Origin of the sequence: Rhodococcus sp. IEGM 1318 (genome assembly GCF_033142465.1) — a bacterium.
Taxonomy (GTDB): domain Bacteria; phylum Actinomycetota; class Actinomycetes; order Mycobacteriales; family Mycobacteriaceae; genus Rhodococcus_F; species Rhodococcus_F qingshengii_B.
In genome coordinates this window covers 1-17,897 of record NZ_JAWLSC010000019.1, presented here as the reverse complement: position 1 = coordinate 17,897, position 17,897 = coordinate 1, and the positions used below count along the sequence as shown (strand labels likewise).

The following is a 17,897-nucleotide window of genomic DNA, read 5'->3' as shown; positions in this document are numbered from 1 at the left end:
ATAGAGCCGAATTCTTCGCGACGGTCAGGATCCCGCACGTGCGAGGATGGCCTCGGCCAACTCTTCGGCTCGCTCTTCCGGGACCCAGTGGCTTCCGCCTTCGAGCACGACGAACTCGTAGGGCGCGTCCACGAATTCACCGCAGCGCTCTGCGCCTGCCCGGCCGAGCGCCGAATCGCCGGTGCTCCAGACGTACGTGGTCGGCACCGTGGTGCGATCGATGTCGCCGAAATCGCGCGTCATCGCGCGGTACCAGTTCAAGGCGCCGGTCAGTGCGCCCTCGCCGCTCAGGACACGAATGTGCTCGTCGGCGAATTCAGGATCGACCTGGCCGTCGAACATGGCGCGCAGCCGGCGGAAGTTGTCCTCCGACAACACTTCCTCGGCCTTTCCCTCCTGTCGGAGAAGGCCGATGTACGACGAGCGTTGCTTCTGGTCCTCGTCCTCGCGTAGTGCCCAGCCGAAAGCTGTGGGGTGGGGGACCGAGATCGCGGTCAGGCTGCGGATCCGGTTCGGATGGCGGCCGGCGACCTGCCAGGCGACCGCCGAACCCCAATCGTGGCCGACAAGATGTGCGTCTGGCAGACCGAGTGCGTCGAGCAATCCGACGACGTCGGCTACCAGGTGCTCAATGCGGTAGGCATCCACACCTTCCGGGCGTGCGCCGGCGGAGTATCCGCGCTGATTCGGTGCGATCACGCGGTATCCCGCAGCGGTCAGTAGGGGCGTGACCTTTCCCCAGGATGCGGCGCTCTCCGGGAATCCGTGCAGCGCGACCAGTGGAATACCGTCGTCCGGGCCTGAGATCAGTACGTCGAAGGTGAGGTCGCCGACGGGGATTTCGAATGTACTCGTGGAAGACATGACTCTCACCGTACGTCGAAAAGGTGAACCCGAGGTCAGTTTCGAGGTGGATTCCAGTTGGCCATTCCGAGCATGATGATTCGCAGCTGCTTCTTTGCTCGTGTGATGACGGCGGCTTCGTCGCGATGTCCGGCAGTTCCGGCGTCCAAGAGTTCGACGACGGCACCGAACATCGTCGAGACGATCAGATCGGCGGCCATTTCCAGATCGTGAGACGACCAGCTTTCGAGTCCGGTAGTTCTGGACAGATCGAGGGTCAATTCGCTGACGAACAACCGCATTTCGGTGGCTATCGCGCGTCGCACCTCGCTGACGCCGCTGTAGCGTTCACGGCAGAGGAACCGAAACTGTCGTTCGTGCGTATGTACCTGTCGCACAAGGATGCCCAGTGACGTAGTGGCGTCCTTGGTGCTGGGGTTGCGCCTGGCGTCGCGCAGCATCTGACGCAACATGCGCATGCTTTCCTCGACGAGGACAACGCCGAGATCTTCCAGGGAAGCGAAGTGGCGATAGAACGCGGTCGGAACGATTCCGGCTTCCCTGGCGACCTCTCGCAAGCTGATTCCGGCGAAGCCTCGGTCGGCCGAGAGATCCATCGCCGTGTCCAAGAGGGATTGGCGCGTGCGCTCCTTTTTGGCGGCACGGCTTTCCGGTTCCTTGTTGTCGGGTTCCCTGTTCTCTGGGTTCACCGGTCCGGCCTTCGTCACGACGTCGAGTGTAGGTACAGGCATCCCGGCTCCTTTCGGCAACTCATGTAACCCGGGTCACATTCTTGTTGACATGTACTTGTGTGCACCTGTCACACTATCTTCGGTGAACATTTGTACACTGAATTCACGCAGTCGGGGAAGCCAGCCCGGCAAACGATTTACCCGGCAATCGAAACACGAGGAGGGTCATGACAATCGCATCTGCTCCTGAGAACACGACACCGAAGCCCACAGCTCGGCGCGGACTGTCCTTGGTGGGACTGATCGAAGCCATGGCTGCTCCACATCAGATCGACCGGTACCTCGAGTTGGTCAACCCGATGGCGACCGTTCGTGACATCCGCGCGCAGGTTGTCGCCGTCGACCATCCGACCGCTGACTCCGTCACTCTGACGCTGCGTCCGACTCGCCAGTGGCGGGGTTTTCAGGCGGGCCAGTTCGTGCAGTTGGGCGTGGTGATCGACGGTGTTCGTCACACTCGCTGCTACTCGCCGGCCGGGGGCGCGACTACGCGAAACGGGCTGATCGAGTTGACCGTGAAGGCTCATCCGGGTGGATTGGTGTCGCAGTATCTGTACGCCAACGCTGTGCCGGGACTTGTAGTCAGTCTTTCGCAGGCAGACGGGGTGTTCTCCCTCCCGGTCGACCGCCCGCGTCGAGTGTTGTTGATCAGTGGTGGCAGTGGAATCACCCCGGTGATGTCGATGCTGCGGACGCTCGTGGACGAGGAGCATTCGGGCGAGATCGTGTTCGTGCACTACGCGAACACCGATGCCGACGTGGCGTACACGCGCGCCCTGAAAACCATCGCCGAACAGAACTCGAACGTGAAACTGGTACTCGTGTACACCGAAAGCGGTGGAGGTGATCTCGAAGGTTTCTTCGACCGTGGTCACCTCGACGCGGTGGCCCCGTGGATCGCTGATCCGGAAACGGTCGATGCCCAGGCTTATCTCTGTGGGCCTCCCGGACTGATGCGAGGAGTGCGCGAGGTTTTCCGTGAGGTCGACGTCGAGCACTTGCTCAATACCGAGGAATTCGCACCCGCGGTGGCCGAGCCAGGTGAGGCCGGCGGCGAGGTGTCATTCACCAAAAGTGGAGTGGCGTCCGAGAACTCCGGCGAAACACTGCTCGAACAAGCGGAAGCTGCGGGCCTTAATCCCGAATACGGATGCCGGATGGGAATCTGCTTCTCCTGCACCTCCGTCAAGAAGGCGGGTCGTACCCGCAACGTGCGCACCGGTGAGACCGACGACGAGCCGGACAAGAAGATCCAACTGTGCGTCAGCGCTCCCGTCGGCGACGTCACCGTCGACATCTGAAGTCCCATTTCCCTCACGACTGTCTGGAGACCGACATGTTTGGACTTTCACTTCCCACGCTCCCTTTCCTCGGCAACGGTTCCGATGCGAAGAACGACGCTCCTGTTGTCCTGACGTACGAGCAGGTCGAGGAGATCGGCCGCGAGTTGGACGCACTGCGTGATCGCACCGTCGCCTCACTCGGTGCTGAGGATCGAGAGTACATCTACAAAATCATCAAGGCGCAGCGTGGTTTCGAGGTCGCGGGTCGCGGCTTGATGTACCTCGGCTTCCTACCTCCGGTGTGGCTCGCGGCGGTCGGTGCATTGAGCGTGTCCAAGATCCTCGACAACATGGAGATCGGCCACAACGTCATGCACGGTCAATACGACTGGATGCGTGAGCCCGGGCTCAATTCCGAAGTCTTCGAATGGGATACGGTGTGCCCGGCCGACCAGTGGCGCCACTCGCACAACTACATGCACCACACGTACACCAACATTCTCGGCAAAGACCGCGACATCGGATACGGCATCCTGCGTATCGACGACGCGCAGAAGTGGAACCCCTATTACCTCGGTAATCCGGTCTGGGCTTTTGCGTTGATGATGCTGTTCGAGTGGGGGGTGATGATGCACGACCTCGAGATCGAGAACGTCATCCAAGGTAAACGCAAGTGGCACGACGTCAAGCCGCTACTCAAGGGTTGGTGGAACAAGGCCGGCAAGCAGGTCCTCAAGGACTACGTCATCTTCCCGGTTCTCACGGGGCCGCTGTTCGTGACCACTCTCGCGGGGAACGTCACCGCCAATCTGGTCCGGAACGTGTGGACCTACTCGATCATCTTCTGTGGCCATTTCCCCACCGGCGTCCAGAGCTTCACCGAGGACGAGACGGCGGACGAGACTCGCGGTCAGTGGTATGTGCGGCAGATGCTCGGCAGTGCCAACATCGAGGGAAGCCCGCTCTTCCACATCATGTCCGGCAACCTCTCGCACCAGATCGAGCACCACCTGTTCCCGGACCTGCCTGCGCATCGTTATCCGGAACTCGCTCCCCAGGTGAAAGAATTGTGTGGGAAGTACGGTTTGCCGTACAACACCGGTGGGTTCTTCAAGCAGATCGGTTCGGTGTGGGGCAAGATCTTCAAGCTCGCTCTTCCGCCCGGTTTGGTCAAGTCGAAGACCCCTCCCGGTGTTATCGTCGAGCGCCAGCGAACAGCAGCCTGAGAGGCACACACTGATGGTCGGGAAATTCGAACGCCGCAAGGACACGGTCCAGGAACTGACCGAAAGTGCAGCCAACCACGTGGGCTCCATCGCGATGATCATCGCCGGGGCAGTTCGAGACGTGACGCGCGAGATCGGTGACTGGGTGTCCGACGGTATCGAGATGCGTGAAGCGGCGAAAAAGGCTGCGGCTGACGATCGTTCGGAAGCTGTGACTATCGAACACGACGACACTGATCCGCCTGAAGACTGGCGTTGATGCGACTGCGCCGTACCCGTTCGGCATGACCGACGACGTTGCCCTCCGTCCTTTGTGGCGGAGGGCAACGTCGGTTTCATGGACCGCATACCGATCAATGGCGGTGAATTAGCGACTGATCAGTGGGAGATGCTAAGCAGCGCTCCCGAGACTTGCCGAGTCGAAGCTGCCGAGCCCGGTGCTACCGAGACCGCTGCTGCCGACCCCGCCCAAAGCGAGCGCGTTGCTGCTGCCCGCGCTCAGTAGCTGGACGATGATGTTGATGACGATGGGGTCGCCGGTGAGCGGGATTGTAGGCACAGGGAGACCTGCTTTCTGTTTCGAGATGTGGTGAGAATGTGAGCGGCGACGGGATCGTCGACGTAGTCAGGACGGCTGTTTCAGGCACTTCCGGTGCTGCCGAGCGACACGATCGAGCCGTTGCCGAAGCCGAGTGCCCTGGAGAGTGAGCCGAAGTCGATAACCAGGCTGCCCTGGGTGTGCGGGTTTATCACGGTGATTCCTGTCTGCGCCGCGACGTTTGTGGTGCGAGCGGGTAAGTCGATCAGGGAGCAGGCGTCGTGGGAGTTTCGCCGCCGCCGATCGGAGAGTTGTCGGTGTAGAGGAAGCTGCTGCCCGCGTTGAACATCTGAAGGACGGTGTTCAAGACAACGGCCAAAGCGCCTGTGGTTGGTGCGGCGATCATGTGCTGGCTCCTGGTTTCAGCGGTGGCGACATGGTGGTCACCGTGGTCACCGCCCTCACAGTGTCAGGCGGCTTGGAGCGGGCCCCGTGCGAGAGAATCTCGCCCAGGGCCCGCGATTCGTCCTAGGAGACGCCGCCGCCATCCGTCGAGCCCGTGCCGGTGCTGCCCGCGTTGAAGAGCTGCAGGATGGTGTCGAAGAAGGCACCGAGGAGAGCGTTGTCCTGGCCGTTGATCATGTGGTTCCCCTTAATTGTTACTGGTTTGCGCGGTGATTCGCACCACACTTTTATAGCCCGGCTCGGTGCGGAAAAGTGGGGTCGAGGCCACCATTCGTGGAGAGCTAATAGCGAGGGTGTGAGTGTTCACACTTTCGCTGGACGGTTGTCCACATCAGTGCTGGCGAAAGAAAGCGAGATCATCGCAGCGCGCAGTTTGAGCAGCTCAGAGGGTAGGGCTGGATCCAATCCGGTCAGGGCGGCGATGCGCTTGATCCGGTTGTCGACGGTGTTCGTGTGCAGGCCCAGTGCCGACGCGGTGCGCTGGCGGTGCTGGCCGTTTGCGAGATGTATGGACAGCGTCTGCAGCAGTTCCGGATTGCCGTGGAGTGGCTTGAGTAGGTTGATCAAGCTGTCGCGGCCTGCGCCGCTCCGCGTCAGTTGGTACTCGAGCGCGAGGTCCTCCATCCGGTATGACCGCGCCGGCAGTCTCAGGCGCCGCACGAGTTGCGCCAATTCATGTGTTGTTGCCTGGGCGGCGGCAATGTCTCCGACGGCGGCACTCTCGCCGATGGCCGTGATCTCCACCCCGACCGTCGCACGCGCACTTTGGATGATCTCGCACACTGATTTCCAGTCGGGTGTGCCCTCGATCAGGACCAGACCGCGCTGCGGTGCAGGCGCTTCGAGCAGTGTCGAGCCGAAGTGCGCCGCGATCTTCGCCTGAACGACCGTGAGATCGCGATAGGCCTGTATGCGCTGGTGCGTGCCGTTTCGGGCTCCAGTTCGAGCAGGCGGAAGGTTGACCATCAGCCGCAGAACGAGATAGCGGGGTGCGAGCTCGATGCCCATCTGTAGTGCGAGTTGGGTGGGGTCGTCCCCGTCCAGCATGGCTTTCACGAGGGCGCCGGCGGAGTATTCGCCGAGCTGGGAACCGGCTGGAAGAGCCGCGAGATAGCTGATCGAGATGAATGAGTGAAGCCGCTGCGCCAGTGCAAACAAGAACTCGTTGAGATCTCCGAGATTGGCGGAGTCCCCGGCGTCGGCCCGACTGAGGATGAGGGTGCGGAAAGTGCTGATGCCCTCGTTCGTCAAGCTGAGAATTGCGCTGAGTGGCACGCCTTTCAGTGCTTGTTGGACGGTCATGGTGTGAATGCCGTCCAGGTCTTGGTCGGTGGGGAGTTTGCGGTGATCCAATAGCTGGATCCCTACTTGAAGCCCCTGCACGATTACCGCGATCAGCTCCCGACGTACTGCCTCCGTTTGGAGGGAAGCCAGCGTCGGGTTGGCGCGGGACAAGTGATCTACGAGATCACTTGCCAGTGGGATGACGTCATTGACCGCTGTGGAGGCGGGCTTGCCTCCCAACATGAGCGGTCCCGGGTTGTTCAGCAGCGCTGGGGACATGGGTGGCCTCCTCTAGACAGGTGCGTCGCCTGGCACAGGCACCCGGAGGCTCGGCGCGTTACGAAGCGGGGTACACGCTGAGACCTTGTTCGGGGGCATACTCGCCGCTGAAATTTGCGGATCGAATTGCGCCAGGCGTTGTGATTTCTACCACATGAACGATCGTCCAACTGTGAAATGGACAAATGTGAAGATAAGTCCATATGCCCCACGCGCTGCGGACCTAAACAATCGTCCACTTACGGTGTTTTTCGACGTCAGAGCGGAAAACGGATTCGGAGGACACCACGAGTTCCGTCTGGGATCATCGCCGTCGCCTACGGGGTGCGTCGCGGGCGATTTGCTCAGATCATGCTCGAGGGCCCTGGGTCCGACGCTGTCGCGGGACCCAGGGCCCTCGAGGCCTAGGTGTTGATTCGACCAGTCCGACGTACGGGGACCGGTTCAGGGTGGAGGCACCCTTTTCTGTGCTGCCGTCTGTGTTGCGAAAACCTCTAGATGACGCCCAGCGAAATCATGGCGTCGGCGACCTTCACGAAGCCTGCGATATTGGCGCCGTGAACGTAGTCGCCCGGCTTGCCGTACTCGGCAGCGGTGTTGATGGTGCGCTTGTGGATTCCGCGCATGATTCCGGCAAGGCGCTCGTCGGTGTACTCGAAGCTCCAGGAATCACGCGAAGCGTTCTGCTGCATTTCGAGAGCAGAGGTTGCAACGCCACCGGCGTTGGCTGCCTTGCCGGGGGCGAAGGCCACGTTCGCGTCACGGAAGAGCTGGATGCCGCCGGGGGTGGTGGGCATGTTCGCGCCTTCGGCAACGGCCTGAACGCCGTTGGCGATCAAAGTCTTTGCGGCATCTTCGTCGAGTTCGTTCTGAGTCGCGCAGGGGAGTGCGACGTCGCAGGGCACGTCCCAGATGGAACCGTCGGCGATGAACTCGGCATGCGGAACTGCGTCTGCGTACTCGCTGATGCGGCCGCGGCGAACTTCCTTGATCTCCTTGAGGAGGTCGAGATCGATGCCCTTCTTGTCCACGATGTATCCCGAGGAATCCGAGCAGGCGATCGCGACGCCGCCGAGCTGGTGGATCTTCTGGATGGCGTAGATGGCGACATTGCCGGATCCGGAGATCACGACGTTCTTGCCTTCGAGGCCTTCGCCCTTCGCCTTGAGCATTTCGGCGACGAAGTACGCGACGCCGTAGCCGGTGGCCTCTGTGCGAACCTGCGATCCGCCCCAGGTGATGCCCTTGCCGGTGAGGACGCCCGACTCGTACGTGTTGGTCAGCCGCTTGTACTGGCCGAACAGGTAGCCGATCTCGCGGCCGCCGACTCCGATGTCGCCGGCCGGTACGTCTGTGTATTCACCGATGTGCCGCTGCAGTTCGGTCATGAAGGACTGACAGAAGCGCATGACCTCTGCGTCCGAGCACCCCTTGGGATCGAAGTCCGAGCCACCCTTGCCGCCGCCGATAGGCAGGCCGGTGAGTGAGTTCTTGAAGATCTGCTCGAAGCCGAGGAACTTCACGATGCCCAGGTTGACGCTGGGATGGAAGCGCAGGCCGCCCTTGTAGGGGCCGAGTGCACTGTTGTACTGCACGCGGAAGCCGCGGTTGACGTGAACGTTGCCCTGGTCGTCGGTCCACGGCACGCGGAAGATGATCTGGCGTTCCGGCTCGCAGAGCCGCTCGATGAGTCCGGCGTCGGCGTAGCGGGGGTGGCGTTCGAGCACTACGTGAAGAGACTCGAAGACCTCTGCGGCGGCCTGATGGAACTCGGGCTCTCCTGCATTGCGAACCAAAACCTGATCGTAAATCTGCGCTACGCGGTCACGTACGGACACCGCTCACCTACCTCATTGTGAGAACTCTTTTACATTTCCGTTACATACTAGGCGCCTTTATTGCTGTACCGGACAACTGTCCTGTGAAGGTGAAATCGAACACAGCTGTCACTTGTGTCAGTTGAACGGGCGATTTATAACAATTTGCTCAGCTTTCACTCTCTTAACACAGTCCAAATGGTTTGCTTCTGCGGTCGGGGATCACTGTGCCTGTGGTCCGAACGCGAGTCGAAATGATCAGAGGGGCTGCACGTGCGTAAAAAACACTCCATGTCGGCGATGTTGTCGATAGGCGTCGTCACGATTGCCGCGACGATTGCCGCAGCACCGTCTGCGTCGGCGATCGGTGGACCGTGTGGTTCGGGAGGAAGTGGCTCCGCCGGATCGATGACGGGTTCGCTCGGTTCGCTGACCGGATCACTCGGCAGTGGTTCCGCCGGTACCGGCTCCCTCGCCAACGCGTTGCCTTGGATCACCGGCGCGCCCAACGGCGCTCTGCCGGTGCTGACCGGCCGGACCAAAGCGATCGAAATGGTCACTGGTCCAGGCAGTCCCAACAACACTATCGAGCGGTTCAACGTGTCGGGAACCGACCTCGGAATCATGTGGGACAACGGTCTTTCGGGGCCGGATCACGACGTACTGATGGCATTCGGCGATACGGTTGGCGACTGCGACACCCCGGGCGACGACTGGCGCAGCAACGTGTTGTTTCGCAGCAACGACACCGCCATCGCCGATGGCATGAAGATCGACAGTTCTCCTTTGGACGGCCCCAATCATTCCAAGGAGATCATTCCGGGATTCGGCATTCCGGGCGAGTTCACCACCATCCCGACCGCTGGAATCTCTTACGGTGGTGTGCAGTACATCAGATTCATGTCCGTTCGGTCGTGGGACGAACCCGGAGCCTGGACCACCAACTATTCGGCTCTGGCTTTCTCGACGGACAACGGTGAGAACTGGGAGCTCGATCCGGCGACGGTTCGCGCGAATACAGAAGGACTCGGTATCCCGGGGATTCCGGCGGTATCACCGATCAATTCCAACTTCCAGCAGAGTGCCTTCCTCGACGGTCGGGACGGCTATATTTACGAATACGGAACTCCCTCAGGTCGTTTCGGTAAGGCGATCCTGGCGCGAGTGGCCGGAGCCGACATCAGAAACCTTGGTGCCTACGAGTACTGGGACGGCTCCGGTTGGAGTCCGCGAGATACCGATGCGGTACAGGTCATCAAAGCGCCGGTCAGTGAACTTGCCGTGCAGTGGAACGACTACCTGAACAAGTACGTTGCCATGTACACCAGTGCCGAGGGCAACCTCGTGATCCGTCAGGCCGACCAACCGCAAGGCCCGTGGAGTGGCACGCAAACTCTGTTGAGCGGAATCACGTTGCCCGCGTTGTACGGCGGATTCATGCACCCCTGGGCGAGCGGACAGTTCCTCGAATTCGTCGCCACCACGTGGGACCGTTACAACGTCATCTACATGCGGACCGATTTGAACGGACTCCAGATGGCGTCGTCGGATTCCCGCGATCGTCCGGACCCCGCGACCACCGGTGAGGCTCGCGTCCTCGAAGTCACGATGCCGGAAGACCGCTAGCCCGAACAACGCTCAACAACAGTGGCCTGCAACTCGATCGAGTTGCAGGCCACTGTTCTGTGGGCGTTGATATTCGGGTGATGCTCAGAGAATGAAGAGCATTTCCTGATACGTCGGGAGTGGCCAGTGATCGTCGGCGACGATGGTTTCAAGGTAGTCGGCTGCGGCGCGCACCTCGGCCATCGCGGGCAGGAGTGCGTCCTGTGCGTGCTTGGCCTGATCGAATGGTGACTCGCCGGCGTCGGCGTCGATGGCGGCGCGCAGGGTGGCGAGCGCAGTTCGCAGGGCCGCAACGGGCGCCGACACTTCTTCGAGTGGAGCAGAATCCGGTTCGAGACCGGCGGACTTCAGGGCGACGAAGTTTTGGGCAACCTCCGTCTGGTGACGCACTGCTGCCGGAAGGATAAGCGTCGTACCGATTTCGGCGGCCAGGCGTGCCTCGACGCCGATGCTCAGTGCGTACTGTTCGAGTCCGACCTCGTAGCGACTGTGCATCTCTCGGTGGTTGAACACCTTGTACTTCTCGAAGAGTTCCATCGAGGACTCGGTGATAAGTTCAGGCAGGGCGTCCAGCGTTGTCCGAAGGTTCGGCAGGCCGCGAGACTCGGCCTCGATCTGCCAGTTTTCCGAGTAACCGTCGCCGTTGAAAACAACCGCACCGTGGTTGGTGATGATTTCGGTGAGCAGATTCTGGACGGCGGTGTCGAAATCGGCGCCGTCGGCGACGGCCTCCTCCAGTTCGGTGGCCATGTAGTCGAGAGCCTCGGCCATGATCGTGTTGATGGTGACCATCGGACCGTTGACTGTTTGCAGCGATCCCGGCGCGCGGAACTCGAAACGATTGCCGGTGAAGGCAAATGGGCTGGTGCGGTTGCGGTCGCCCGGATCGGTCGGCAGGACAGGAAGGGTGTCGGCGCCGATCATCATGGTGCCCTTGTCCTTCGACGACGTCGCCGCACCCTTGGCGATCTGCTCGAAGACGTCGGCCAGTTGATCGCCGAGGAAGATCGAAATGATGGCCGGGGGAGCCTCGTTGGCGCCGAGGCGGTGATCGTTGGTGGCTGATGCGACGGACGCGCGCAGGAGGCCCGCGTATTTGTGGACGGCCCGGATGACTGCGGCGCAGAATACGAGGAACTGGGCATTGTCATGCGGATTGTCTCCCGGGACAAGCAAACTGCCGAGTTCGGAGTTGCCCAGAGAGAAGTTGACGTGCTTGCCGGAGCCGTTGACGCCTTCGAACGGTTTCTCGTGGAAGAGACATTCCATGCCGTGCTTCTTGGCGATGGTCTTGAAGGTTGTCATCAGCAACTGCTGGTGGTCGGCGGCGATGTTGCCTCGCTCGAACATCGGGGCGATCTCGAACTGGCCGGGCGCAACCTCGTTGTGCCGCGTCTTGGCGGGGATACCGAGTTTGAACAGTTCACGCTCGGTGTCCATCATGAACCCGAGCACACGTTCCGGGATCGCCCCGAAGTAGTGGTCGTCGAACTCCTGGCCCTTGGGCGGCTTTGCACCGAAGAGGGTTCGGCCGGCGTTGAGGAGGTCGGGGCGGGCGAGGAAGAAGTGGCGATCGATCAGGAAGTACTCCTGCTCGGGACCGCAGAACGACACGATGTGCTCGGGGTCGGTGTGGCCGAACAACTTCAGGATTCGCTCGGCGTGGTAACCCATGGCCTGCTGTGAGCGCAGCAAGGGGGTCTTGTGGTCGAGCGCTTCGCCGGTCATCGAAACGAACACGGTCGGGATACACAGTGTGTTGCCGTTGGGGTTTTCGAGAACGTAGGCCGGGCTCGTGACATCCCAGCCGGTGTAGCCGCGAGCCTCGAACGTGTTGCGCAGCCCGCCGTTCGGGAAACTCGAAGCGTCGGGTTCACCTTGGATCAAGGTCTTGCCGGCGAACTCCGCCAACGCACTGCCGTCACCGACCGGTTCGAGGAAGCTGTCGTGCTTCTCGGCCGTCAACCCGGTCAGCGGATAGAAGACGTGGGCGTAGTGGGTTGCGCCTTTCTCCAACGCCCAGTCCTTCATCGCGGACGCGACTGCGTCGGCGACCATGGGATCAAGCGGTTTGCCTTGCTCGATCGTCGCCATCACCGACTTGTAGACGAGCTTGGGCAGTCGCTTCTGCATGACCACCTTGTTGAAGACGTTGGCACCGAACACCTCGCCGGGTGTCTCGTCGGTTGTGAAACTGACCACTGGAGGTGTGTAGGCCTCGACGTCCTTGATCGCTTGCAAGCGAACTGCATTTCCACTCATGTGCTTACCCCTCGCCCGGGCCCAGGGCTGCGCTGCTGATTGCGAGCCCGACTTCGGCAAACCCTACGAACCTCCGGTATCGGGGGTGTTTCGTAGATATTGCGCCTGTCCGCAAACTTCGAGTCACAACGGAAATGTCGATCTGTCGGAGGTCTACGGGAGACTTCGAGCAGAGGGGTCAATGCTGGACAGTCGAATCGGAGGGTCTTCTTGATCAGGGTCTTGGTGCCAACCAGAGTGGAGCGGGGCGATCTCGCGGAAGTGCTTCGGTTGTACGACGAACTTGTCACCGAGACCCGAAAAGAGGACGGCTGCATCAATTACGAGTTATTGCAGCGCACCGACAATCCCTGCGAGCTCGTATTGGCCGAGGAGTGGGAATCGCAGGAGCACCTCGACGCACACACCCATACCGAGCACTTCGTCAGGTTGGTCGCGGCGCTGGACGAGCTCGAGACGGCAGCGCCGGCCCAGATCTTCACGAAGGTTGTGTAGCAGCGGGATCAGGGCTCAGTGCCTGCTCATCTTGTAGACCCGAGCGAGCGTGCCGTCCAATTCGGGGGCCACGGTGCCGCAGTGAAAGCCGTGGGTTCGTCGAGGTACTGGACCCCGTGCCTTCCGCCGTGAAAGGAAGTTTGAATCGAATAGCAGGCGGCTGTGACGTCGACAGCGAGAGAGCCGTCGACCACCGATAGCACCCACGTGTCGAATTCTTCGAGCAGTACAGCGGACCCCCTGTCGCATCCGTCGCAGGCACAGTCGGGACTTGATGCCAGCGCCACAGCTGGGTTGCCTGCGGCGATCGTGACATTGAATGGATGGGCGCTGTCGACCGGAGTGTGCGTCGTCAGCACGAGCGGAACCGCACCGTCACTTGAAGGCGCCAAAACGGTGTCGACCCCGCCGGATTCCAAGGGGCGGAGCGCCCACCGCACGGGCGGTGCTTCCCGTGCCCAGCCGCGATCGACGAGGACCTTTGTCCACGCTCGAGCTCGTGCTACCACGATCAGGAACTTCTCCGGATCGGTACAACGCTCGTACGAGTCCTTGCCGGGTTGAGTATCGCCGCTGTACGGGCTCAGCCACTCTGGTGTCTGCGCACCCGTGATGGCGAACGCGGCAGCGACGTCATCGAGTAGGTCGCACAGTTCTCGAGAGAGCGTGGAATCGTCTTCGCTCCAGCCATTTTCGCGGGCAGAGAGGTCGTTGTAGTTGTAAGTCTCCCACCAAGGCCTCGTCGGGTCCGTAATCATGACGGCAACGCTACTGGCAACACTGCTCCCATCCAGACATCCTTTCGAGAGAGCGGATCGCGTGAGCAATACATACCAGACTGGCCGGTTTGCAGGGTCGCCCGGTACGTACTGCTTCAACTATCTGGGAAGCGTCGGCAAGACCACCCTTCTGCCAGCCCTCGATGCAGTTACACCCGAACAGTCCACCCTGTTCGATGACCAGCAGTAACCCGACAAGAGTCGCGTGACCAGTTCGAAGTAGCCCTACCTGCCAAGAAACGCAGGTAGGGCTACTTCGAACCGGTCAACCCTTGTGCGCCGGCCGACCGCCATGCCCCGGCCGGTCCGCCTGCCATTCGTCGATCGTCTTCTCTGTCCATCCGACGAAGGTTCCGCGGGGCAGTGAACCGTCGTCGTTTACTGGACCGATCGTTACATCCGGCTCCGGAAGGTTGTACCCACTCAGTGTCGGATCCTTGGCGCCGATCCGCTCGGCGAACTGGCGCTTGGATAGGAAGCGGGCAGTCTTACGCTGTGCCATGTCGCCGCTTCCACGCCAGTCGACCATTGAGGCCGACGAACAGCACCAGCAGCGCGACGTAGATTCCGAGCTCGACGCCGCTGCGTCCGTTCACGATGCCAATCGCAAGCGCGATCGCCATGAGAACGACGGCGAGAATGCCGAGGCCTTCTGCTCTGGTCATGAGTTCATCCTTTCTCGTTTGCGTCGATGATGGGATACTGACCGGTGGAACCGGGGGTGTCTCTAGCACCCCCGGCTCCGATCAACTACCCATCCTTCCCCTTCCTCCGGTGCTTCCCCGGCGGGGTCTTGCGTTGCAAGTAGAGGCTGTACAGCCCTACGAGAAGCGCCACGATGGTGATTGACCGATCAAACCAGTCCACATCATCTCCACTCTGTAATTGTTTGCCTGGCCCCTGTGGTCTGACAAGAATTAATTTACCGTATCAAACGGACTATTGCAACCTTTGTGGACGGGTAATTATGAATCGATTGTCAAGTGGCGCAAAAGAATCGGCCCCACCCTTAAAGGGCAAGGCCGATTGGATCTTGTCTACGGCGGAGTCAGCAGCCGCCATTTGGGTCGGCGGGTGAATGCTTGATCACGATAGAGGTAGGCGTGGCATTGAGCACGGAAACGGAGAGCACTTCAGTCCCTGCTGCGGAAGTCTCGCCTCGCCAAGTCCACTCATGCATGTCGTCGTATTCATCAAGGCCGCACGGCTGCATCCCGCCTACCGCCGATTGCATGGGCAAGCTTGAGCCGACCAGCTTGGCCCCTCGAATGAGGTCTATTCCAGGAAGTTCGAAACTCACCTGATTGTCACTGACTCTGTTTACGATTCTCGGCGCTGGCAGGAACGAGAATTCCGTACATGCCGGAGTCTTGCGTTTCGGACACAGCGGTTGTCGTCACCTTCGCGCTGCCGTCAGTCTCGCAGGCAACTCCATCGCCGTCACGATCCCATTCGGCGCGGTAGCGCGGATCACCCTTAAGAAGAGGGGCGGCGCCGACTTCTCTGGCCTCCGCGCAACTGGCGAAGTTAGATGAATCGACAAGCGACGCTTGCTTCGACCCGTCTTGATCGTCATTGTCGCTTGACCACGACGAGAGAACGAGGGCGGCTGGGATCAGCATTGCCACCAGCGCCCGTTTCACGGTCAGCTCACGCATTGCTGGGTCCATCCCGTTGTTCCGTCTGTGAACATGGTCGTCCCCGTCTGGTACATCGGGTCAGTCATGCAATGGTCGATCACCTTGCCGGTCAACGGAGCGGGCGCGCCATTCGGTGCCCCCGTAAATCCAACGGGGGCTTCCGGAGTGCTCTCAACCTTCGGGACTGCAACCGTCGTCGGCACAGGCGGCACTTCGGTTCGCACCGGTTCGACCGGGGCTTCGGAGGTGACTCGCTGCGCTTCGACGATGGTCGACAGATCCGCCACCTGATAACTCGGTCCGCCGAGTGAATGCTGCGGACGGTAGATCAATTTGCTCTGCGGATCGGAAACGTCGAGCAGGACCCATCCCTCATATTTTGATGAGGGAGTGAACGGCTGCATGAATTTGTCGCGATCCGCGATGCAGGTGTCGTTGTCGATGCCGACATCCTTCGTGACGCCGGATGATGTCACCTCGGAGAAGTCTCTATCGGTCGTGCGCATGAAGGTTTGCTCGTCGTGAGTCGGCGTGGTTTCGACCCGCAATTGCACTGCCACTGCGGTGCCGTCCGGTTCGGTCGGCGTGCCGTAGCGGGTTGTGCATTCGGGATTCTTCTCAGCGGCCAGTACCGTCACAGTCCCGAGCGTGGCGCCAGCCCTGTCCTTGACCGTGAACGGCGTCCCCATCGATACGACTTCAAGAGCCGGCGCGGCTGCGGTCGTCACAGATGTAGCGGAGTCAACGGTGGGCGTCCCGTCTCCGCCTCCGCATGCAGTCAGGAGTAGGGCGCAGATCGCAGATGCAGCGAGAGCCGCTGAACGAGTCGTCTTCATGTTGGTATCAAACCAGACCGGTCTGTCGCATCCGCTGGAATCGTCGTGAGGTGCGTCGCGTTCAAGGGTATGGATGATGAGATCAAAGACCGTTGCGACGGACTCGACCCACACCGCGTCGACTACGTCTGGAAAACGCAGTGACCTCGGTGTGAACCTGAGTCCTTTCGCCCGCAATTCACTGTGAGGGAGCGCGTCCCCAGCCTCTCGACGTTGGGGACTCGCTCCCTCCAAAAACGGTGGGCAATCTTATTCTCAGCCAGCGGCGACGGCATTCAGTTAAGCCGCGACAAGTCGCCTGGCGTGCTCGATTGGAAATGCTCTCGCTTCAATTCTTTTCCACGCGTCTCTTGCGATGTCTAGCGACTCCAGGCCAGCGGCATTATTCGGTGGGACATATAAAATTCGGACTGGAACATCCTGATCTACATGGATCGTCTTCTCATTGGCGGCAGTCAGTTCGCCACCACTTTCCCGAAGTTGCTCGATCCGGAATCCCCAGGCTTGAACCTTCTCGACCTGTGTGGATGGGTCCTTTACATCGAAAGACCAGACGCGCGATAGGTGTTCGATTCGTCTGTTGGTCAAAACAAAATCGAAATCCATCGATTGTCTTCCGGAATTGACCTTCACACGCTTGAGTACGTTGTATTCATCCGAGATGTCGGAATACGCCTCCGTTAGTCGTGCCACCGCACGCGTGTGAGAGGTGCTTCGCACTGCGCGTGCGGGGTCGACGACCAGACGGGCGTAGAGCAAGTCCGCTCCCTCGTTGGCTGTTTGCGCCACAACGGGCATCGCTTCGCTCACCTGGATGGAGTTGTTGTGAAACTCACGCATTCGATCCAGCCACCCCTCGGTGGCAGCAAAGTCCTCGCCGGTATAGGCCAGGTGCGCCCGATGCGAATTCGCTTCGATGTCCTGGCGAAGGGAGTGTGCCCATCGCCTCGCGACCGACAGATCGCCACCGATCCGACTTGCTCGTTCGAAGTTTTCGATCGTTCGGATCGCCCAGTCTTGACCATCGCGACCAACTATTACGCCAATGTTGACGAACTCACCACGAACCGCATCAGGCAGGTATCGCAACGTCCAGTACAGGTATCGCACGTTCCCTCCTCTGCGTCATCGTGCTCGGCCTACGTTGACACGCAGTCTGTCAGCTACTCCGACTCTGCGTTGAAGCAGCATCTCAGTCAAGGCATCCAGATCATTCAGTGGCACGCCCCACTCGGCGGGAATCGAGTAGCAGGCGGCTTGGATCTGTGAACGCGCAATCTTGCTAATCAGATCGGCTACTCGGAGTATTTCATCCGAGTCAATGCCTTTCCACTCACCCCTCCATAACCACTCTCCGGTCGTGCCCCCGTTGCAGTGCTCGGCACCCCAGTTCCCCGAGTCCAGAAACCACATGTTGTGATCGAAGCTCCACATGCTCTTGTCCGCTTCGTGCTCGTACAACCACTGCTCGTCGGACCCGAAGCACCAGTCCCAAAGTGCGATCCACCGTGCCCATCGGCGCGCATTGTCGTCATTGCGCATGTATGCCTGGTCTCTCGACTCCTCCGAGCCGCTCAGCTCAAGCGAGGCATGTGCAACACACTTACGAAGCGAGAATCCGTCAGCGATCGGCCATCCATCCCAATCGGACGATATTTCGATCAGCGCAGTCTCTCGTACTGGCGCGTCTATCAGTCGGGTCTGTCTCGCTAACGGTGTTTCGGCCGGTTTCCATCAGTAAGTTTCCGATCCCGGCCAACGATCAGCGAAGG

19 protein-coding genes are annotated in these 17,897 nt (G+C 60.5%); 6 read left to right on the top strand and 13 right to left on the bottom strand.

Annotated features, from left to right (window positions below; genetic code table 11):
* Positions 1 to 24: 24 nt before the first annotated feature.
* Both R4P65_RS29905 and R4P65_RS29900 read right to left on the bottom strand, forming a co-directional pair.
* Entirely contained in the window at positions 25 to 864 is an 840-nt protein-coding gene (locus tag R4P65_RS29905) for an alpha/beta hydrolase (RefSeq protein ID WP_317829190.1), read from the bottom strand.
* A gap of 35 nt (positions 865 to 899) precedes the next feature.
* Positions 900 to 1,595: a TetR family transcriptional regulator gene (locus R4P65_RS29900; protein WP_230814058.1), complete on the bottom strand. Its 696-nt coding sequence runs from the start codon at positions 1,593 to 1,595 to the stop codon at positions 900 to 902.
* Between the two features lie 167 nt (positions 1,596 to 1,762).
* Between R4P65_RS29900 and R4P65_RS29895 the strand changes: the two genes are divergently transcribed.
* The 3 genes from R4P65_RS29895 to R4P65_RS29885 are packed head-to-tail and all read left to right on the top strand — an operon-like array spanning position 1,763 to position 4,363.
* Entirely contained in the window at positions 1,763 to 2,896 is a 1,134-nt protein-coding gene (locus tag R4P65_RS29895; RefSeq protein WP_317829189.1) for a ferredoxin reductase, read from the top strand.
* Between the two features lie 35 nt (positions 2,897 to 2,931).
* Positions 2,932 to 4,104: an acyl-CoA desaturase gene (locus R4P65_RS29890; RefSeq protein ID WP_317829188.1), complete on the top strand. Its 1,173-nt coding sequence runs from the start codon at positions 2,932 to 2,934 to the stop codon at positions 4,102 to 4,104.
* 13 nt (positions 4,105 to 4,117) lie between these two features.
* Positions 4,118 to 4,363, top strand: a complete 246-nt coding sequence (locus R4P65_RS29885) for a hypothetical protein (RefSeq protein ID WP_317829187.1) — start codon at positions 4,118 to 4,120, stop codon at positions 4,361 to 4,363.
* Between the two features lie 132 nt (positions 4,364 to 4,495).
* Here the strand turns inward: R4P65_RS29885 and R4P65_RS29880 are convergent, their stop codons facing one another.
* From R4P65_RS29880 to gdhA, 4 genes are all read right to left on the bottom strand, one after another.
* Positions 4,496 to 4,663, bottom strand: coding sequence for a hypothetical protein (locus tag R4P65_RS29880; protein WP_003945367.1), 168 nt, complete (start codon positions 4,661 to 4,663; stop codon positions 4,496 to 4,498).
* Between the two features lie 244 nt (positions 4,664 to 4,907).
* Positions 4,908 to 5,048, bottom strand: coding sequence for a hypothetical protein (locus R4P65_RS29875; protein WP_296555644.1), 141 nt, complete (start codon positions 5,046 to 5,048; stop codon positions 4,908 to 4,910).
* 362 nt (positions 5,049 to 5,410) lie between these two features.
* Positions 5,411 to 6,670 (bottom strand): helix-turn-helix domain-containing protein, encoded by a 1,260-nt coding sequence (locus R4P65_RS29870; RefSeq protein WP_317829186.1) that lies wholly within the window; start codon positions 6,668 to 6,670, stop codon positions 5,411 to 5,413.
* Positions 6,671 to 7,164: 494 nt separating this feature from the next.
* Positions 7,165 to 8,508 carry an NADP-specific glutamate dehydrogenase gene (gene gdhA, locus R4P65_RS29865; RefSeq protein WP_317556274.1) on the bottom strand — a complete coding sequence of 448 codons (1,344 nt, stop codon included), beginning with the start codon at positions 8,506 to 8,508 and terminating at the stop codon, positions 7,165 to 7,167.
* A gap of 270 nt (positions 8,509 to 8,778) precedes the next feature.
* On the opposite strand from gdhA, the gene R4P65_RS29860 reads away from it, so the two are divergent.
* Positions 8,779 to 10,113 carry a DUF4185 domain-containing protein gene (locus R4P65_RS29860; protein ID WP_007733338.1) on the top strand — a complete coding sequence of 445 codons (1,335 nt, stop codon included), beginning with the start codon at positions 8,779 to 8,781 and terminating at the stop codon, positions 10,111 to 10,113.
* Positions 10,114 to 10,197: 84 nt separating this feature from the next.
* On the opposite strand, the gene R4P65_RS29855 is transcribed toward R4P65_RS29860, so the two are convergent.
* Positions 10,198 to 12,375: a glutamine synthetase III gene (locus R4P65_RS29855; protein ID WP_317829185.1), complete on the bottom strand. Its 2,178-nt coding sequence runs from the start codon at positions 12,373 to 12,375 to the stop codon at positions 10,198 to 10,200.
* A gap of 225 nt (positions 12,376 to 12,600) precedes the next feature.
* Between R4P65_RS29855 and R4P65_RS29850 the strand changes: the two genes are divergently transcribed.
* Positions 12,601 to 12,870: a putative quinol monooxygenase gene (locus R4P65_RS29850; protein ID WP_317829184.1), complete on the top strand. Its 270-nt coding sequence runs from the start codon at positions 12,601 to 12,603 to the stop codon at positions 12,868 to 12,870.
* A gap of 26 nt (positions 12,871 to 12,896) precedes the next feature.
* On the opposite strand, the gene R4P65_RS29845 is transcribed toward R4P65_RS29850, so the two are convergent.
* Positions 12,897 to 13,628 (bottom strand): DUF6226 family protein, encoded by a 732-nt coding sequence (locus tag R4P65_RS29845; protein ID WP_317829183.1) that lies wholly within the window; start codon positions 13,626 to 13,628, stop codon positions 12,897 to 12,899.
* A 61-nt stretch (positions 13,629 to 13,689) separates the two neighbouring features.
* Between R4P65_RS29845 and R4P65_RS29840 the strand changes: the two genes are divergently transcribed.
* A complete protein-coding gene (locus R4P65_RS29840) occupies positions 13,690 to 13,839 on the top strand; it encodes a hypothetical protein (RefSeq protein ID WP_317829182.1) in 150 nt (49 codons plus the stop codon).
* Between the two features lie 75 nt (positions 13,840 to 13,914).
* Here the strand turns inward: R4P65_RS29840 and R4P65_RS29835 are convergent, their stop codons facing one another.
* The 5 genes from R4P65_RS29835 to R4P65_RS29815 form a co-directional block, all read right to left on the bottom strand.
* On the bottom strand, positions 13,915 to 14,151 hold the full coding sequence (locus tag R4P65_RS29835; RefSeq protein WP_317829181.1) for a hypothetical protein: 237 nt from the start codon (positions 14,149 to 14,151) through the stop codon (positions 13,915 to 13,917).
* Positions 14,138 to 14,314, bottom strand: a complete 177-nt coding sequence (locus tag R4P65_RS29830) for a hypothetical protein (protein WP_317829180.1) — start codon at positions 14,312 to 14,314, stop codon at positions 14,138 to 14,140. Before R4P65_RS29830 ends, R4P65_RS29835 begins: the two co-directional genes overlap by 14 nt.
* 642 nt (positions 14,315 to 14,956) lie before the next feature.
* A complete protein-coding gene (locus R4P65_RS29825) occupies positions 14,957 to 15,307 on the bottom strand; it encodes an excalibur calcium-binding domain-containing protein (protein ID WP_317829179.1) in 351 nt (116 codons plus the stop codon).
* Positions 15,295 to 16,017, bottom strand: coding sequence for a hypothetical protein (locus R4P65_RS29820; protein WP_317829178.1), 723 nt, complete (start codon positions 16,015 to 16,017; stop codon positions 15,295 to 15,297). The genes R4P65_RS29825 and R4P65_RS29820 overlap by 13 nt, the downstream gene beginning before the upstream one ends.
* Positions 16,018 to 16,404: 387 nt before the next feature.
* Positions 16,405 to 17,235, bottom strand: coding sequence for a DUF3037 domain-containing protein (locus tag R4P65_RS29815; RefSeq protein ID WP_317829177.1), 831 nt, complete (start codon positions 17,233 to 17,235; stop codon positions 16,405 to 16,407).
* Positions 17,236 to 17,897 lie beyond the last annotated feature (662 nt).

Coding starts and splice junctions, on each gene's coding strand:
- R4P65_RS29905 (WP_317829190.1), bottom strand. CDS start 864: ATGTCTTCCACGAGTACATTCGAAATCCCCGTCGGCGACCTCACCTTC.
- R4P65_RS29900 (WP_230814058.1), bottom strand. CDS start 1,595: ATGCCTGTACCTACACTCGACGTCGTGACGAAGGCCGGACCGGTGAAC.
- R4P65_RS29895 (WP_317829189.1), top strand. CDS start 1,763: ATGACAATCGCATCTGCTCCTGAGAACACGACACCGAAGCCCACAGCT.
- R4P65_RS29890 (WP_317829188.1), top strand. CDS start 2,932: ATGTTTGGACTTTCACTTCCCACGCTCCCTTTCCTCGGCAACGGTTCC.
- R4P65_RS29885 (WP_317829187.1), top strand. CDS start 4,118: ATGGTCGGGAAATTCGAACGCCGCAAGGACACGGTCCAGGAACTGACC.
- R4P65_RS29875 (WP_296555644.1), bottom strand. CDS start 5,048: ATGATCGCCGCACCAACCACAGGCGCTTTGGCCGTTGTCTTGAACACC.
- R4P65_RS29870 (WP_317829186.1), bottom strand. CDS start 6,670: ATGTCCCCAGCGCTGCTGAACAACCCGGGACCGCTCATGTTGGGAGGC.
- R4P65_RS29860 (WP_007733338.1), top strand. CDS start 8,779: ATGTCGGCGATGTTGTCGATAGGCGTCGTCACGATTGCCGCGACGATT.
- R4P65_RS29855 (WP_317829185.1), bottom strand. CDS start 12,375: ATGAGTGGAAATGCAGTTCGCTTGCAAGCGATCAAGGACGTCGAGGCC.
- R4P65_RS29845 (WP_317829183.1), bottom strand. CDS start 13,628: ATGATTACGGACCCGACGAGGCCTTGGTGGGAGACTTACAACTACAAC.
- R4P65_RS29835 (WP_317829181.1), bottom strand. CDS start 14,151: ATGGCACAGCGTAAGACTGCCCGCTTCCTATCCAAGCGCCAGTTCGCC.
- R4P65_RS29830 (WP_317829180.1), bottom strand. CDS start 14,314: ATGACCAGAGCAGAAGGCCTCGGCATTCTCGCCGTCGTTCTCATGGCG.
- R4P65_RS29825 (WP_317829179.1), bottom strand. CDS start 15,307: ATGCGTGAGCTGACCGTGAAACGGGCGCTGGTGGCAATGCTGATCCCA.